Consider the following 17,828-nt stretch of genomic DNA (forward strand, 5'->3'; position numbering starts at 1 on the left):
ATTGAAATAATCAAATTTAATGATTTTATCCACTCAAATACCTTTAAAAAAGCAACAGCACAACCAAATTGACTACAATTCAAAATTGTTTTTATTAGGCTCTTGTTTTTCTGAAAACATAGGAAATAAACTTGATTATTATAAGTTTCAATCACAGCAAAACCCCTTTGGAATTCTTTTTCACCCAAAAGCTATAGAGCGTTTAATTACAAGTGCAATTAATAAAAAAGAATACACTGAAGATGACATCTTTTTTCACAATGAGCGTTGGCATTGTTTTGAAGCACATTCTAATTTAAGCTCATTAGATAAAGAAGATTTATCGCAGAACTTAAATGCTACTATAAAAGCAACAAATAATAAATTACAAAACTCAACCCATCTTATAATTACACTAGGGACTTCCTGGGTTTATAGAGAAATTTCATCTGATACCATTGTTGCTAACTGCCATAAGGTTCCGCAAAAGAAATTCTTAAAAGAGATTTTATCTATTAATGAGATTACAGAAAGTTTAGACGCTATAATTGCTTTAGTAAAGTCTGTTAACCCAACAATTAATATCCTTTTTACAGTATCTCCTGTTCGTCATATTAAAGATGGTTTTATAGAAAATCAGCAAAGCAAAGCACATTTACTTTCTGCAATTCATCAGGTTGTAGAACCTAGAAAAAATACTTATTATTTTCATTCCTATGAAATTATGATGGATGAATTACGTGATTATCGTTTTTATGCAGAAGACATGATTCACCCAAATGAAACAGCTATAAATTATATCTGGGAAAAGTTTTCTGATGTTTGGATTTCTGAAAAAGCTCAACAAACAATGAAAAAAGTAGCAACAATTCAAAAAGGATTAACGCATCGTTCTTTTAATCCTAATTCTGAACAGCATCAATTATTTTTAAAAAATCTCCAAGAAAAAAAGGAAACACTTATTAAAGCATTTCCTTTTATGAATTTTTAAGTATCGAAGTATTTTACTTAACTAAATACTGATCTACATTTTGCCAAGGACCTCCATTAATCACATCAATTCCGTGATTTTGTAAAAACTGTGCTGCTTGTCCACTACGTCCACCACTTTTACAAACCGCAATTACCGGTTTATTCCAAGATTTAATCTCCTCAACATTCAAAGGAACAACAGTTAAAACAATATGCTTTGCACCATCTGAATGTCCTTCATTCCACTCCGCTAACGTCCTAACATCTAAAACAACTGCTCCTTTATTTAAATATTCTTCTATTTCGTTATTCATGTTCTTCTTTCTAAATAAATTAAATAATCCCATTTGTCTTTTTTAATTATGAGACAACAAATTTAATCCGTTTTCTATTAATGATTTGTAACTCTTGTTACTTTTTAAATTCTCTAAATAATTATTCAATTCTGTTTGAATAGAATAATTATTTATGATTGACAATTCTAATAATTCTAAAGGCAATAACCAATCATTCTCATACTCATTTTGTAATTTTAAGAAAACAACTTTTACTTTCTCTTCTGAAACCGTATTTTCTTCACGTATTACTCTTACTTCATTATATAATTTATACAACTCTTTTTCAGCTTCAGAATAATTAATTTTATGTGTTTTTGTTTCAGAAACCTTTCCTATATCTCCAAAAGAATTAACATCTGCTGGCCCTGAGTATGCGGCTTTAATTTCTTTACCAACTGCCATATCGTAAATTCCCCAATCAGGATGAAATAACACTTTTTCTCCATGAGTTACCATACAGTTTTTAAATGAAACTAATTGAATTCGTCCTCTTAAGTCTCTTGTTCCTGTAATAACTTCTCCAACAACTTTTATTCCTCCTTCAAAATCGAGTTGTACTTGCTTACCTTCATAAATTCCATATGCTTCTAAATCACGCGGACTCATATCTTCAATAGGTAAATTAATTCCTTTTAGTTTACCAATAGGACTTCCAAAACCTTCAGCATGATATTCAATCCCATGCCCAATCAATTCTTTATCTCTATTCGCTAGAGCTGTAGGTCCGGTAGTTTGAATATAAATAGCGTTGTTTTTCTCGTCTTTAATCACATTAGTAAATACTCCCGAAACCTGTAAACCAGTACTTAATTCAAGTGTTCCAAGGTTTTTAGAATCTATTAATTTCTCAACTCCTCTTAAACCACCTGTCCTAAGCGCCATAGTATTTGCAAACTCATTTAATACTAAACTTAAATGCGAAAAACTAGGTGTTACAAATAATTGTGGCTGAGGTTTTGTAATATCGAAACTCACATTTGCTGCATCAATAGAATAAGGTACTTTTTTCACCTCATCTTGCATACACCACTTGCTTTCTCCTATAGATGATAATAGACCTGCTCCGTAAATTTTAGGATCATTAAGCTCACCAATTAATCCGTACTCAACTGTCCACCAGTGTAAATTTCTAATCTGAGCCATTTCAGATAACTCACCCATATTGTCTTGCAGCCATTCTACCTTTTCTTGTGCTTCATCAATCTCTTTTTGAGTAGAATTCGGGTTTTCTTTTAAAATAGAAAGTAAACGAATCGCCTCATACATCTCATAATCTTTTGATGACGAAATTGCTTTCGATCCTATTTCTCCAAAACGGCGTAAATATTCTGAATATTCTGGGTTTGCAATGATAGGTGCATGACCAGCTGCTTCATGTATAATATCTGGTGCTGGTGTATACTCTATATGATCTATAGTACGCATATCAGAGGCAATCACCAAAACATTATAAGCTTGAAACTCCATAAATGCATTCGGCGGAATAAACCCATCAACCGAAACTGCTGCCCAACCAATTTCTTTTAAAATCCGATTCATTCCTTCCATATAAGGAATACTATCAACAGAAATACCAGTTTTTTCTAAACCATTTATGTATGATGAATGTGCTACTCTACCTAAATAATCAACATTCATACGCATTACATAACGCCAAACTGCTTGGTTTTGCGCCGTGTATTCATCATAAGGCTGTTTTACTACAAATTTATGTAAGTGTTTTGGTAGTTTTTTAGTGACATCATTTAATTCAAAATGAGATTCCATATAGTTGTTTGTTTTGCTGGGTAAATTTAAGTTTTTTATGCTTCACAAAAAATCGATATCAGTTAAATTATAATATTTAGTATCTTTACGTTTATCACAAAAATCAAAAAATAATATGAGAAATCGCGGAGGTTTAAAAATTAGACTTTTAATCGGAGCTGCTATTGCATTATTTGCTTTAGTAAAATATTGTTCTAGCGCAGAAGTAAATCCATATACAGGTAAAAAACAGCATATTTCTATTTCTCCAAAACAAGAAATAGCCATTGGTTTAAGCAGTGCTCCACAAATGGCACAACAACATGGTGGATTATACCCTAATCAACAGTACCAAGATCTAGTAGATCAAATAGGTAAAAAATTGGTAGACAATAGTATCGCTAGAGAATCTGGTTATCCTTTTGAATTTCACTTATTAAGAGACGAAAGAGCCATTAATGCATTTGCTTTACCTGGCGGACAAGTATTTATTACCTATGCTTTATTCTCTAAACTAAAAAATGAAGATCAATTAGCGGGTGTTTTAGGGCATGAAATTGGACATGTTATCGGACGTCATTCTGCTGCTCGCATGGCGAAACAAGATTTAACACAAGGGTTACTTTCTGGGGTTTCAGTTGGGTTCGACCCCAGTACCGCTCAAGGTGCTGCTGCCATAGCCAATGTTGTAAACATGAAGTATGGTCGTGGAGATGAATTAGAAAGTGATGACTTAGGAGTTAAATTAATGGTAGATGCAGGTTATAATCCTGAAAGTTTAATTGGTGTAATGGAAATTTTAAAAGCTGCTGCGGGTCCAAATAGAACTCCTGAATTCCAAAGTACGCACCCCGACCCTGAAAATAGAATTGAAAAAATTAAAGAAGCGATTCGTAAGTATCGTAAATAATTTATAAATCATATTTATTAAAAATGCTTTTAGAAACTAAATCTAAAAGCATTTTTTTGTAACAAAAACAATAAAAAAGCTACTAATAAGTATAACTTTAAATTATTAGCTATGGGATTTGGAGGTTCGGTTGCAGGCATGATCGTTAGCCTAAAAAACAATAAAAGAAATCGTAAAAGTACTTTTGAAAAATTAGACCGTTTTCAGAAAGAAAATAGTGATACACTACATTTTAAAAACTCTGCGACTCAAGAAGAACTTGAAGCTATAAAATCTCGCATAAAAAAAGAGAACAACGTTTTACTAATTAAAAACATCCTTCTTTTTATGATTGCATTAGCTATTTTATACTATGCGATTAGTTTCATTAATTTTTAATAATCTTTCTTACTTTTACCATTCAATTCTACAGAAATGAATAAAAAAGTAATTTTAATGATACTTGATGGTTGGGGAATTACCCAAGACCCTAAAGTGTCTGCTATATACAATGCAAAAACACCGTATATAAATTCATTACACAACAAATTTCCTCATGCTGAATTACGCACCGATGGTGAACATGTAGGTTTACCTGAAGGGCAAATGGGCAACTCAGAAGTTGGACATATGAATTTAGGTGCTGGTAGAATTGTGTATCAAAATCTAGCGAAAATAAACAAGGCAGTTAAAGATGGTTCTTTAGCTCAAGAAACTGAATTACTCAACGCTTTCGAATACGCTAAAAAGAATAATAAAAATGTTCATTTTTTAGGATTAGTTTCTAATGGCGGAATTCACTCACATATTGATCATTTAAAAGGACTACTTGATGCAGCAAGTAAACATGAACTAAAGAATGTATTTCTTCATGCCTTTACAGATGGTCGTGACTGTGACCCGAAATCAGGAAAATACTTTATCAACGATATTCAAGAACACATGCAAAAAACTACTGGTGAGTTGGCAACAATCACCGGTCGCTATTACGCTATGGATCGTGATAATAGATGGGAACGTGTACAATTAGCTTACGATGCTTTAGTCAACGGCAAAGGTTCTTTATCAACCAACGCTACCGAAAGCATTCAACAAAGTTATGATAGCGGTGTTACCGATGAATTTATAAAACCAATAATTATGGTTGATGATAATAATCAACCAAAAACTACGATTAAAGAAGATGATGTAATTATATTCTTTAATTTTAGAACTGATAGAGGTCGTCAATTAACGGAAGCTTTACATCAAAAAGATTTTGTTAAATTTAACATGAAAAAACTACCATTATATTTTGTTACCATGACAAATTATGATGAAACTTTTAAAAACACCAATGTTATTTACAACAGTAACAATATTGAAAATACATTAGGTGAAGTTTTAGAAGCTGCAAATAAAAAACAAATCCGAATTGCAGAAACTGAAAAATATCCACATGTAACATTTTTCTTTTCTGGAGGAAGAGAGCAAGAATTCGAAGGAGAAAAAAGATTATTATGTCCTTCGCCAAAAGTAGCTACTTACGATTTAAAACCAGAAATGAGTGCTTACGAAATTCGCGATGCTATTGTTCCTGAATTAAAAAACGGAGAAGTAGATTTTGTGTGCTTAAACTTTGCAAATGGTGATATGGTTGGACATACTGGTGTTTTTGAGGCTGCAGTTAAAGCTTGCGAAACGGTAGATAACTGTGTAAAAGATGTAATCAACACTGCTTTAGACAACAACTATACTACTATTTTAATTGCCGACCACGGAAACTGTGAAACCATGATAAATCCAGATGGATCGCCACATACAGCACATACAACTAATCCTGTACCAATGATTTTAATTGACAAAGATTTAAAGTCAATAAAAAATGGTGTTTTAGGTGATATTGCTCCAACTGTTTTACGACTAATGGGAATAGATCAACCAAAAGAAATGACACAACATTCGTTAATTTAAAACAACAACTACAATGAAAAAAATTATATACTTTTTAACCGTATGTTTAATAGCATCATGTGCTACAACACCAAAGCAACCTGCAGTAAAAGATAAAGATGGAAACTTAGTAGGAATTGCTACTAAAAAAGATTTTCAACAAGAACCATACGGATCAGAATGGTTTAATGATTTCTACTCGTATTACGAAACTGACAAGAATATTGTAAATCAATTAAAGCCATATTTAAAAGATGTAAAAATTAAAGGTTTTATGGGTACATGGTGTGGAGATAGTAAAAGAGAAGTTCCTAATTTTTACAAAATATTAGATGAAGCTGAATTCAATTATAAAAACCTTGAATTAGTAACCGTAAATCGTAAAAAGAAAGCAAACGGACTGGAAGAAGGTTTTAACGTTCTTAGAGTACCAACTTTTATTTTTTATAAAGACGGAAAAGAAATTGGGCGTTTTGTAGAGCATGCTGTTGATAATAGCACTGTAGAAAAAGATTTCTTAAAAATAGTTTCTGGTCAGCCATACACGCATCCATATCAAAAATAACCGTAAATTTGCGCTTCAATATTTTTAACATGATCAAATCAAAAACTAGAGAAGAAATCGAACTAATGCGCGAAAGTGCATTGGTAGTATCAAAAACTTTAGGAATGCTTGCGAAAGAGGTAAAACCTGGAGTTACTACTTTATATCTTGATAAGCTTGCTGAAGAATTTATTCGAGAGCAAGGAGCTATTCCTGGTTTTTTAGGACTGTATGATTTTCCGAATACACTTTGCATGAGTCCAAACTCACAAGTTGTACATGGAATTCCAAACAATACACCTTTACAAGAAGGTGATATTATCTCTATTGATTGTGGTGCTATTAAAAACGAATTTTATGGAGATCATGCTTATACTTTTGGTGTAGGTGAAATCGCTCCTGAAGTTCAAAAATTATTGGACGTAACCAAAGAAAGTTTATACGTTGGCATTCGTGAATTAAAAGTAGGAAATCGTGTAGGCGATGTTGGTTTTGCGATTCAGAATTTCACTGAAAAACATGGTTATGGAGTTGTTCGAGAACTAGTTGGTCATGGTATTGGTAAAGTGATGCACGAAGATCCTGAAATGCCAAACTATGGGCGTAGAGGTCGTGGTAAAAAATTTATTGAAGGGATGGTTGTTGCTATTGAGCCTATGACAAACATGGGAACTCAAAAAATATTACAACATAAAGACGGATGGACAATTACCACTTTAGACGGTAAACCTTCAGCTCATTTCGAACATGATGTTGCCATTGTTGATGGTAAACCAGAAATACTTTCAACTTTTAAATACATAAACGAAGCTTTAGGTATTGAAACGGATGAAGAAGATGAGTTCAGACAGCAACCTTTAGTTTTATAAGGTGTCTTTATTCAAAACTATATTAAACACTATTCCAAGACCAATTTTAATCAAGGCAAGCTATTTAGCTCGCCCTATAATTGCTTGGTGGTTAAAAGGTGATAAGTTTACCGACCCTATTAATGGGAAATCTTTCCGTAAATTTTTATCTTATGGTTATGGAATACAAAGAGAAAATGCACTTTCTCCTTCTACACTGTCTTTAGAAAGACACCGTTTATTATGGTTGTACTTACAAAACGAAACTGATTTTTTTTCTACAGATAAAAAGCTAAAAGTATTACATATTGCTCCTGAGCAATGCTTTCTAGATATTTTCAGAAAGCAAAAAAACTTAGATTATATCACTTCAGATATAGAGTCGCCAATTGCAGATGTAAAAGCAGATATTTGCGATTTACCTTTTAAAAACAATGAATTTGATGTTGTTTTTTGTAATCATGTTTTAGAACATATTCCTGACGACACTAAAGCGATGCAAGAATTATATCGCGTATTAAAATCAGGGGGATTTGGAATTTTTCAAATTCCACAAGATTTAAATAGAGAAACTACTTTTGAAGACGATACTATTACCGACCCAAAAGAACGAGCTAAAATTTTCGGACAATACGATCACGTAAGAGTATATGGTCGTGATTATTTTGACAAACTTCGTTCAATTGGATTTGAAGTAGAAGAAGTTGATTTCACAAAAAAAATCGCTCCAGAAAAACTAGAACGATTTGCTTTAATGAAAGGCGAAATTTTGCCTGTGTGTTTTAAGAATTAATTAGAAAACTCTGCTATTTTTCCATCTTTATCCGCATATAACAACACCGCTTTTATTCGTGGGTATTTATTTAAAAACTCTTTAGACTTTTCTAAACCCATTGCCATAAATGCAGTTGCATAAGCATCAACATCTGCACAATCAACTTCTCCGTAAACTGTAGCGCTTAATAAATTACTTTCTGTTGCAAAACCTGTTTTAGGATTTATGGTATGCACATATTTTTGTCCATTTTTTCCAACTCTAAATTTTCTGTAATTACCAGAACTTGCCATCGATTGATTGTTTAAGTCAATAAATCTTGACACACTTCTTGTGCCATCAGCATTTGGGTCGTCAATAGCAACTTTCCAATAGGCACCTCTACTATTTTTACCTTTTGCTCGAATCTCTCCTCCAATTTCAACTAAATAATTGGTTACGTTTTTACTTTCTAAAAATCGTCCAACAACATCAATTCCATATCCTTTAGCAATCGAATTAAAATCTAAACAAGCATCTTTAAATTGTTTCTGAATATTTCTTCCTTTTAAACTTACTTTATCCAAACCTACTTGCTTCATTAATTCATTTACTTGTAAAGTATCTAAATCTTTCTTCTCTCTTTTATAACCAAAACCCCAAGCATTAACCAAATTACATACAGTTGGATCGAAGTACCCATCAGTTTCTTTATAAATGCGTTTAGATTTTTGAAAAACTTCTAAAAATAAATCGTCAATAACTACTGTAGAATCCCCTTTGTTGATTTTTGAAATATCAGAAGTAGGTATATAAGTCGACAATGATTTATTCACTATATAAAACAAGCTATCAATCGATTTCTGATAGTCTACATTATCTAGATAAGTAATATGATAAGTAGTTCCAAAAACCAAACCTTGTAACTTAGTTTTGTTTACCTTTTTTTCTTGTTTACAAGCAGTTATAAAAAACAGCAGTAAACTTGCTATAAAAAATATCTTTTTTGTCATCTTTTTAATTTAATCACAAAAATAATTGATTCTTACTTCATAAAAGATTGTTAATTCTCTTTTTTGTGTACTCATTTTTTTAAATTTGCTTTAATATTGTTTTAATAACTCATCTGAAAAATCAGAAAAAATGAAGAAAATAATTGCATTCCTTACCGTTTCAATTTTATTAGCATCTTGTGCTTCAACAAAAGAACTGGAAGCTTTAAAAGCTAAACACTCTCAAACAAAAGAAGAATTATTAGCTGTAAAAGCTAATTTAACTAAGTGTTTGGTTGAAAAAGAAAGTTGCCAAGACAAAGTAGCTAATCTAGAGACTTCAGTAAGCGACTTAAAAAAAGACAAAGAAAACACATTACAACAAGTTGAAAACTTAACTGTTTTAACGAAAGGAGCTAATGACAATATTAAAGAAACATTAACTCAATTAAGTAAAAAAGACAAATACATTAATAGAATTAGAGCTGCTGCTTCTAAAAAGGATTCTTTAAATTTAGTAGTTGCCTTTCACTTAAAGAAAGAATTACAACAAGGAATTGACGATGAAGACATCGAAGTAAATGTTGAAAAAACAGTAGTATTTATTTCTATTTCTGATAAATTATTATTCAAGAGTGGAAGCTACACTGTTTCAGACAAAGCATCTAAAGTATTAGAAAAAGTTGCTACTGTAGTAAACGGACAGCCAGAAATGGATGTAATGATTGAAGGTCATACTGATGACACTCCTGTAACTGCTGGATCAGCTTTAAAAGACAACTGGGGTTTAAGTGTTTTAAGAGCAACATCAATTGTTCGTGAATTACAAAACAAATACAGTGTAGCACCTAGTAGATTAATTGCCGCAGGTAGAGGTAGTTTCGCTCCATTAGTAGCAAACGACTCACCAGTTAACAAAGCAAAAAACAGAAGAACAAAAATTATAATTTTACCTCGTTTAAATCAATTCTTCGAATTGTTAGAGCAAAAAGCTGAATAATTTTTTCTTCAATAGATATTTAAAAAGACTACTCTAAATGAGTAGTCTTTTTTTATTCAAAAAAACTAACGTTCTTTGCTCTCTATAACCAGATTAACTATACTGAATATTCTTTTGCCTAAAAGGTTTCAACTTCTAAAAACGTTTAGCTTAACAGTTTTATTCTTTGCTTTTATAGTAAGAACAATACTTTATATTCTAGCTTTTAAATATGTTGATTTTTCAATAATCAACTTCATAAAAATATTTTTTATAGGATTCTTTTTTGACATCGGTAACCTACTATATCTCTTAGGTATTTATGTAATATATCTATTAATTACACCAACAAGATTTCATGGTAGCTTAGTAGACAAGGTTATAACCAAGTTCTTATATGGTCTTTTTCTTTTCGTCTTTATTTTCTCTTTTTTAGCAGAAATCCCTTTTTGGCAAGAATATCAGAGAAGGTACAATTTCATTGCAGTAGATTATTTATTGTACACCTATGAAGTCGTTCAAAATATCCACCAATCCTTCCCACTGCCATTGTTAATTGGAGTTATTGTTTTAATTCTGATTCTTAGCATTCGTTTTGCTTCAAAAAAAGAGGCTTACAAAAAGACATTTAATAATTCCGACTCTTTTAAATCTAAACTTATTCCTTCTTTTATTATTTTAATTAGTTTAGGCCTTTACCACAATTTTATTACTAACAGTAAAGCTGAAGTTTTTTCTAACATTAATGAAAATGAATTAGCAAAATCTGGCATGTATTCTTTTTTCGCTGCCTATAAGAGTAACGAATTAAACTATAATGAATTCTACCCAACCTTACCTAATAATAAAGTTTACAATCTTTTATTAAGAAACATACAAAGCCCTAATGATAGTTTATTCACTAAAGACAACATTTTAAGGTACACAAAAAATGACAGTACCGAGTTAAAACCTAATGTAATATTTATCGGATTAGAAAGTCTTAATGCTAGGTTTATGGAAGCTTTTAACGGCAAGAAAAATTGGACTCCTACTTTAGATTCACTTGCAAATAATTCTATCTTTTTCACCAACCTCTACGCTACCGGAACTAGAACCATAAGAGGTATTGAAGCTATTAGTTTAGCAATACCACATACTCCAGGAAGAAGTATTTTAAAAAGAGAGAACAATGACAACCTTTTTACTATTGGTGAAATTTTCAAGAAAAAAGGATATAGCAGAACTTTTTTCTATGGAGGAGATGGTCATTTTCATAACATGACAAATTATTTTAGTTATAACGGATTTGATATTGTTGATAGAAGAAAACTACATCGATTAAAAGAAGAACTACCTACAAACAGAACTCGTATTGAAGATGATGAAATGGTTTTTGAGAATGCATGGGCTGTGTCAGATCAAGACCTATATAATAAAGTTCTAAAGTATGCTGACAAGCAACATCAACAAAAAGAACCTTTCTTCGACTTTATAATGACAAGCTCTAATCATAAACCTTATACATACCCGGATAATGTTGTTGACATTCCTTCTGGAACAAACATGCATGGATCAGTAAAATATCTTGACAAAAGTTTAGATGAATTTCTTAAAAAAGCAAAAAAATAAGCCCTGGTTTAAAAACACTGTTTTCGTAATAATGTCTGACCACTGTGGGTATAGTGCTAGAAAAACAGAAATAAATGTAAAAAACCATCACATACCTGCTTACATTTTTAATTTAAAAAACGAAACTTCAAAAGAAATTGATAAATTATCATCTCAAATAGACATTTTCCCTACACTATTCGGATATTTAGGTTGGTCTTACAACACTAGCTTGTATGGAAAAGATATTAATAGAATGACTCCTAAAGAAGAGCGTGCTTTTATTGGGAATCATCGTAAAGTAGGCTTGCTAAAAAAGGAAAACTTATGTTACTTGAAACAAATAAGCAACATATATTTTATGATTGGAATAAAAAAGAAAACGAAATTACTCCAATACAAACCGATTCTTTATTTTTAGATGAAACAATATCCTATTACCAATCTGCTTTTGAGTTATTTAAAAACGGAAAATTAAAGGTTAAATAAAAACATTACCTAACAAATCGGTAGGTAGCTTTTATTAAAAAGGTATTTTCTAATTGCTGATTTAAAATTTGATCTTGTAAACCTCTAGTTAATGATTCTCTAGGATCTGCTCCTCCTGCGCCTCCTTGAGACCAAACAAAAAACAATTCCGAACCTGGTATATATTCCCATCTAACAACTAAGTTAGACCTAAATTGTACTGCTGAAAAATCTGGATTCCCAAATGCATAATCTAAATTTCCATCTCCATTGTCATCTACCTGATAACCTCCATTAGCAAGATCATACTCTAACTCTCCATCATTATTTAAATCTATAGCTATAGGATTGTTAGTTTTTGAAATCTGATTAGCACCATACCAAGTTACTCTATCATTTAAATTCTCCGCAATAGAATTATTTACAAAATTAAAATCAGAATATCTTCCTCTTGATATAAATGGCTGACCATAAAACTGAATAGATAAATTAGGATTGATACTATAATTTAATCGTAATGTGGTTGCCCAAGTTTTTTGATCGATATTACCTAAAATATATCTTTTCCCTCCATTATAATCTGTTTGGGTTACATATTGTGTTTTATTAGGATTTTCATTAAAAGTTGCTTCTAAAGAAACATTCAATGCATCAAGTGGTTGATAATTTAACCCCAAAACATACCTTCTAAAAGCAAAATTATCTTGCTTAGTTGTACTTTGTACCGTTCCTCCTCTAAAACTAAATTTCTTACTTCTATCTGACCCAAAAAATAATACTGCGAAATTTTCTTCTGAAAATCGCCAACGTGGTCCACCTCTTAAAAAAGAATTAATGAAAATTCTAGGCTTATGACCAAATTCTAATTCTGTCCACCAATTATTAATCCAATTAACATTACCTCTAGCCGTATATTGAATTCGATTATAATTTCCTTCAAAATCAAACGATGTAGAAACTCCCATTCTAACATTTGCTTCTCTATATATTTTGGTTGGGTTTTGCCATAAATAACGAACGTTAGCAAATTGTCTTATTTCATCTGCCTGCCTTAAAAAACCTATATCGTTTAGTTCTAACTCAGGAGATCTCCAATTTAAACCTCCCCAGTAACGCCAGTTTCCACCACCTCTTTTTCCTCCAAAAATCCTTCCCCCTGTACCAGTTAATGACGTTCTATTCGGATCTACCTCTACATGGCTTGCATCAACTCTTTGAAATAAATGTGTTAACGATCTTTGTGTAGCCTCTATAGATTCCTTACTACCTGTAACATGACTTGCTACAAAATCCCCTTGAACAAAATAATTTCGATCGTCCCACTCGTGCCTAAAATCCATACCTCCTGTATAGGCAGCTTTTCGCAAACTATTTAACCCTTGTAAATTTCTATTAGTAGCTGTAAAAATTCCTCCAACATATGACTTCCTATCATTAAAATCTTTTTGTGCTCTCGCTACAAAATAATTGGTCAAAGGCTCTACTAATTCTTCTCTACGAGTTCCATTAGCATCAATTTCAGCATATTCATTAGATGTCAATGTTTCTAAAACTCCAATAGACCAACCATTTCTTGTTTTTCCAGAAAACTTAGCAGCCCCTAAAATTGATGTATTAATCGGTACATCAGCATATTCTCCTACTCCTACACTAGGATTCGTTTGAGGACTTCTACCTATTCTTCTACTATAAAAAACATTATCGGGTCCGTTAGCAAATCGAAAATCAAAAATATTTTTATTTTCAACAAAAAACGGTCGCTGTTCATTAAAGAAAATTTGAAAACCATCAAGAGCGATAGCTCCTGGGTCTGCTTCTACTTGTCCAAAATCTGGATTTATCGTTAAATCTAATGTCAAATCATTAGTTACGCCTATTTTAGCGTCTAATCCTCCATTTATCTTAAAATCACTTCCATCTCTAAAAGGATTCGATCCTTCTTTTTTATATGAATCGTATTGTAATACCGTAAATGGTTGAATTTCTAACTGTTTTTGAGATTTCAAATCTACCAAACCGTGAAGCTCTCCTGCTTCAGATACAAAACCTGCTACATTATTGGGAATGCGTTGCCATAAAGATCGTTCTTGCTCTCTAAAAAATTGACGAATAATATTTAATCCCCAAACTTGTTCTTTTGCTTTTCCAAATCGAAGTTGACTAAATGGAATTTTCATTTCTGCTGTCCAACCTTTATCATCAATTACAGCATTTGTATACCAAATAGGATTCCAACTTGCATCCCAATTATTTCCGTTTCTAGTTACAATTTCCTCACCTTTAACTCCAGCAGCTGTTGTTGTAAAAACAAAAGCTGTTCGTTTATCATGATAACTATCAATTAGTACATTTACTCTATCTCCAGCAAAACCATCTCTTCTAGAAAGTCTTCTTTCTATTTTTTCAGGTTCATCATCAAAAGCTCTAATAGCAATGTATAAATACTTTTCATCATACCCTATTTTAAACTTCGTTTGATATGTAGGCGCTATTCCTTCTGTAGGAGCTTTTTGGGTAAAATCTACACCCCAATCCAAATTTTGCCATACAGCATCATTAATTTTTCCATCAATTTCTGGAGATTCATTAATAAATTTTGTAGTATATGTTTTCTTTTTTAAAACTTTATTTTCTTCTTGAGCTTTTGTTGCTTGAATATAAAGTAAGGTAGTGATGAATAGTACTAATTTTATTTTCATTATAAATGTTCAAAATACCATTCAAAAATACCATAGTTTTATCTTAATAATATGTTAATTCAGTACTTCCATTTCACAAAATAAAACAAAAGCAGCTGCTTATTTGTTAATCAAAGAATTAGTTGTACATTTGCACACCTTTTTTAAGGACAAAATTAATTAATAATAAACAAAAACTAATCGTGTAATTATGAACACATTAAGTTACAAAACAGTATCAGCTAACAAAAACACTGTTAACAAAGAGTGGGTTTTAGTTGATGCGGACGGGCAAACGTTGGGTCGTCTAGCTTCTAAAGTAGCTATGCTAATTAGAGGTAAGTACAAACCAAACTATACTCCTCACGTAGATTGCGGAGATAACGTGGTTATCATCAACGCAGAAAAAATTAACTTAACTGGTAAAAAGTGGACTGATAAGTCTTACATCCGTCACACAGGATATCCAGGAGGGCAAAGATCATTAACTGCTACAGAAATGTTCGAAAAAGATCCTACAAGATTAATCGAAAAAGCAGTAAAAGGAATGTTACCTAAAAATAAATTAGGTAGTGCGTTATACAAAAACTTGTATACTTACGCAGGTACTGAGCACCAACAAACTGCTCAAAACCCTAAATTGATTAACCTTAACGATCTTAAATAATGGAAACTGTACACAAAATAGGTAGAAGAAAGACAGCTGTTGCTCGTGTTTATCTTTCAGAAGGTAAAGGGAACATTACTGTAAACAAAAAAGATTTAAATAACTATTTAACAACTCCTACTTTACAATATAAAGTAAGACAGCCTTTAATGTTAACTGAGAACTTAGAGTCTTATGACATTAAAGTAAATGTTTATGGTGGAGGTGTTACTGGTCAAGCAGAAGCAATTCGTTTAGCAATTACTAGAGCATTAGTATCAATTAACGAAGAGTACAGAGCAGTATTAAAGCCAGAAGGTTTATTAACTCGTGATCCTAGAATGGTTGAACGTAAGAAATTCGGTCAGAAGAAAGCACGTAAGAAATTCCAGTTCTCTAAACGTTAATATTTACATTCTTGCCTTACAAAAGGCATGCAATGTTTATTTTCTAAAGAGACTGTTATTTATAAAACAATTTATAACAGTTTAGTATCTAAATATTTCAGACTTTATAACTACTGAAATATTGCGAAAACAGAACGTAAACACATTTTATTAAAATGGCAAACATTCAAGAATTATTAGAAAGTGGCGTACACTTTGGTCACTTAACAAGAAAATGGAACCCAAACATGGCTCCATACATTTATACTGAGCGTAATGGTGTTCACATCATCGACTTGTATAAAACTTCAGCTAAAATTGACGAAGCTTCTGCTGCGTTAAACAAAATAGCTAACTCTGGACGTAAAATCTTATTCGTTGCTACTAAGAAGCAAGCTAAAGATATCGTTGCTGAGAAAGCTAAAGCTGTAAACATGCCTTATATTACTGAGCGTTGGCCAGGTGGTATGTTAACTAACTTTGTAACTATCCGTAAAGCTGTTAAGAAAATGGCTCATATTGATAGAATGAAGCAAGATGGTTCTTTTGATGCATTATCAAAAAGAGAAAAATTACAAATTAACCGTCAACGTGAAAAATTAGAAAAGAATTTAGGTTCAATTTCTGATATGACTCGTTTACCAGGAGCTTTATTTGTAATTGACGTAAAGAAAGAACACATTGCTATTGCTGAAGCACAGAAATTAAACATTCCAATCTTTGCAATGGTTGACACAAACTCTGATCCAAGACCAGTTGATTTTGTAATTCCTGCAAACGATGATGCTTCTAAATCAATCGATAAAGTTTTATCTTATGTAACTGATGCTATCGCAGAAGGTTTATCAGAAAGAAAAGCTGATAAAGAAAAAGCTAAAGCTGCTCCTAAAGCAGAAGAAGCTAAAACTGAAGCACCAGCTAAAGAAGAAGCAAAATAATTTATTTTTAAAGGCTTCAAATTAATTTGAAGCCTTTAATTTTTATAACAAAATATTTACAACTAAAAATAACAATAGAGATGTCAGTAAAAATTAGCGCTGCAGACGTAAAAAAATTAAGAGAAACTACCGGAGCTGGTATGATGGATTGTAAAAATGCATTAGTAGAAGCAGAAGGAAACTTTGATAAAGCAATTGAAATTTTACGTAAGAAAGGACAAAAAATCGCTGCTAAAAGAGCAGATAGAGAGTCTACTGAAGGTGTGGCAATTACTAAAATTAGTGATGACAACACTTACGGTGTAGCTATTGTATTAGCATGTGAAACAGATTTCGTATCTAAAAACGATTCTTTTAAAGCTTTAGCTTCAGAATTTGTTGATATTGCTTTTACTACAAATAGTAAAGAGGAATTTTTGGCTGCTGATTTCGGTGGAATTACTGTTGCTGAAAAATTAATCGAGCAAACTGGTGTTATCGGTGAGAAGATTGATATTACTTCTTTCGAAAAAATTGAAGCACCATATGTAGGAGCATATACTCACGTTGGTAAGATTGCTGCTATGGTAGGTTTATCATCTGCAATTGATAATGCTGCTGTTTTAACTAAAGATTTAGCTATGCAAGCTGCTTCTATGGGAGCAACTTCATTATCTTACAAAGATTTCGACCCAGCTTATGTTGCATCTGAAACTGAAGCAAGAATTGCTGCTATTGTAAAAGATAACGAAGAATTAGTACGTTTAGGTAAAACTTTAAAAAATGTACCTCAATTCGTATCTAGATTACAATTAACTGATGAAGCTTTAGCTAATGCTGAAGAAGCTGCTAAAGAGCAATTAAAATCAGAAGGTAAACCAGAGCAAATTTGGGACAAAATCTTACCAGGTAAAATGGAAAGATTTATTTCTGACAATACAACTTTAGATCAAGAACAATGTTTATTAGATCAAAAGTTTATTAAAGACGAAAAGAAAACTGTTGAAGAATACGTTACTTCTTTTGGTGACGTAGAAGTTAAAAACTTCGTAAGAGTTACTTTAGGGTAATTCTCAACAAACATTTTATATAAAAACCATCCATTTTTGGATGGTTTTTTATTTTATATATAGTAAGCTATTCAATCTACAAAGTATAGCTTCTAAAAAA

The 17,828-nt window shown here is 31.8% G+C and carries 18 protein-coding genes; 14 read left to right on the forward strand and 4 right to left on the reverse strand.

The window, feature by feature from the left end; genetic code table 11:
* Positions 1–19: 19 nt before the first annotated feature.
* Positions 20–970, forward strand: coding sequence for a GSCFA domain-containing protein (locus H3Z83_RS12055; RefSeq protein WP_182125750.1), 951 nt, complete (start codon positions 20–22; stop codon positions 968–970).
* 13 nt (positions 971–983) lie between these two features.
* On the opposite strand, the gene H3Z83_RS12060 is transcribed toward H3Z83_RS12055, so the two are convergent.
* Together H3Z83_RS12060 and H3Z83_RS12065 are read right to left on the reverse strand one after the other, a co-directional pair.
* The gene (locus H3Z83_RS12060) at positions 984–1,298 is read right to left on the reverse strand and encodes a rhodanese-like domain-containing protein (RefSeq protein WP_246337568.1); all 315 of its coding nucleotides are present in this window, start codon (positions 1,296–1,298) and stop codon (positions 984–986) included.
* 9 nt (positions 1,299–1,307) lie between these two features.
* On the reverse strand, positions 1,308–3,056 hold the full coding sequence (locus tag H3Z83_RS12065; RefSeq protein WP_182125751.1) for an aromatic amino acid hydroxylase: 1,749 nt from the start codon (positions 3,054–3,056) through the stop codon (positions 1,308–1,310).
* Positions 3,057–3,171: 115 nt separating this feature from the next.
* On the opposite strand from H3Z83_RS12065, the gene H3Z83_RS12070 reads away from it, so the two are divergent.
* From H3Z83_RS12070 to H3Z83_RS12095, 6 genes are all read left to right on the forward strand, one after another.
* Positions 3,172–3,945 carry a M48 family metalloprotease gene (locus tag H3Z83_RS12070; RefSeq protein WP_182125752.1) on the forward strand — a complete coding sequence of 258 codons (774 nt, stop codon included), beginning with the start codon at positions 3,172–3,174 and terminating at the stop codon, positions 3,943–3,945.
* A gap of 111 nt (positions 3,946–4,056) precedes the next feature.
* Positions 4,057–4,323, forward strand: coding sequence for a hypothetical protein (locus tag H3Z83_RS12075; protein WP_182125753.1), 267 nt, complete (start codon positions 4,057–4,059; stop codon positions 4,321–4,323).
* A 36-nt stretch (positions 4,324–4,359) separates the two neighbouring features.
* Entirely contained in the window at positions 4,360–5,877 is a 1,518-nt protein-coding gene (gene gpmI, locus H3Z83_RS12080; RefSeq protein ID WP_182125754.1) for a 2,3-bisphosphoglycerate-independent phosphoglycerate mutase, read from the forward strand.
* A gap of 13 nt (positions 5,878–5,890) precedes the next feature.
* Positions 5,891–6,421 (forward strand): thioredoxin family protein, encoded by a 531-nt coding sequence (locus H3Z83_RS12085; protein WP_182125755.1) that lies wholly within the window; start codon positions 5,891–5,893, stop codon positions 6,419–6,421.
* Positions 6,422–6,450: 29 nt separating this feature from the next.
* Positions 6,451–7,269 (forward strand): type I methionyl aminopeptidase, encoded by an 819-nt coding sequence (gene map / locus H3Z83_RS12090; RefSeq protein WP_182125756.1) that lies wholly within the window; start codon positions 6,451–6,453, stop codon positions 7,267–7,269.
* Position 7,270: 1 nt separating this feature from the next.
* Complete coding sequence (locus tag H3Z83_RS12095; protein WP_182125757.1) at positions 7,271–8,041, forward strand: class I SAM-dependent methyltransferase; 771 nt, start codon at positions 7,271–7,273, stop codon at positions 8,039–8,041.
* Here H3Z83_RS12095 and H3Z83_RS12100 read toward each other — a convergent pair.
* On the reverse strand, positions 8,038–9,015 hold the full coding sequence (locus tag H3Z83_RS12100; RefSeq protein ID WP_182125758.1) for an FAD:protein FMN transferase: 978 nt from the start codon (positions 9,013–9,015) through the stop codon (positions 8,038–8,040). The two genes, H3Z83_RS12095 and H3Z83_RS12100, sit on opposite strands and share 4 nt — an antisense overlap.
* 130 nt (positions 9,016–9,145) lie before the next feature.
* Here H3Z83_RS12100 and H3Z83_RS12105 point away from each other — a divergent pair, with 130 nt between their 5' ends.
* The 3 genes from H3Z83_RS12105 to H3Z83_RS12955 all read left to right on the forward strand — a co-directional run bounded on the left by H3Z83_RS12105 (position 9,146) and on the right by H3Z83_RS12955 (position 11,984).
* A complete protein-coding gene (locus H3Z83_RS12105) occupies positions 9,146–9,994 on the forward strand; it encodes an OmpA/MotB family protein (RefSeq protein ID WP_182125759.1) in 849 nt (282 codons plus the stop codon).
* 114 nt (positions 9,995–10,108) lie between these two features.
* The gene (locus tag H3Z83_RS12110; protein WP_246337570.1) at positions 10,109–11,584 is read left to right on the forward strand and encodes an LTA synthase family protein; all 1,476 of its coding nucleotides are present in this window, start codon (positions 10,109–10,111) and stop codon (positions 11,582–11,584) included.
* A 31-nt stretch (positions 11,585–11,615) separates the two neighbouring features.
* Complete coding sequence (locus H3Z83_RS12955; protein WP_246337572.1) at positions 11,616–11,984, forward strand: hypothetical protein; 369 nt, start codon at positions 11,616–11,618, stop codon at positions 11,982–11,984.
* Positions 11,985–12,057: 73 nt separating this feature from the next.
* Here the strand turns inward: H3Z83_RS12955 and H3Z83_RS12115 are convergent, their stop codons facing one another.
* A complete protein-coding gene (locus H3Z83_RS12115; RefSeq protein ID WP_182125760.1) occupies positions 12,058–14,730 on the reverse strand; it encodes a DUF5916 domain-containing protein in 2,673 nt (890 codons plus the stop codon).
* Between the two features lie 190 nt (positions 14,731–14,920).
* Here H3Z83_RS12115 and rplM point away from each other — a divergent pair, with 190 nt between their 5' ends.
* The 4 genes from rplM (at position 14,921) to tsf (ending at position 17,728) form a co-directional block, all read left to right on the forward strand.
* Positions 14,921–15,376 (forward strand): 50S ribosomal protein L13, encoded by a 456-nt coding sequence (gene rplM, locus H3Z83_RS12120; RefSeq protein WP_182125761.1) that lies wholly within the window; start codon positions 14,921–14,923, stop codon positions 15,374–15,376.
* Positions 15,376–15,762, forward strand: coding sequence for a 30S ribosomal protein S9 (rpsI, locus tag H3Z83_RS12125; RefSeq protein WP_182125762.1), 387 nt, complete (start codon positions 15,376–15,378; stop codon positions 15,760–15,762). Before rplM ends, rpsI begins: the two co-directional genes overlap by 1 nt.
* Positions 15,763–15,911: 149 nt before the next feature.
* Entirely contained in the window at positions 15,912–16,679 is a 768-nt protein-coding gene (gene rpsB, locus H3Z83_RS12130; protein WP_394366244.1) for a 30S ribosomal protein S2, read from the forward strand.
* Between the two features lie 80 nt (positions 16,680–16,759).
* Complete coding sequence (tsf, locus tag H3Z83_RS12135) at positions 16,760–17,728, forward strand: translation elongation factor Ts (protein ID WP_182125764.1); 969 nt, start codon at positions 16,760–16,762, stop codon at positions 17,726–17,728.
* Positions 17,729–17,828 lie beyond the last annotated feature (100 nt).

Origin of the sequence: Tenacibaculum pelagium (assembly GCF_014062345.1) — a bacterium.
Classification (GTDB): Bacteria; Bacteroidota; Bacteroidia; order Flavobacteriales; family Flavobacteriaceae; genus Polaribacter; species Polaribacter pelagius.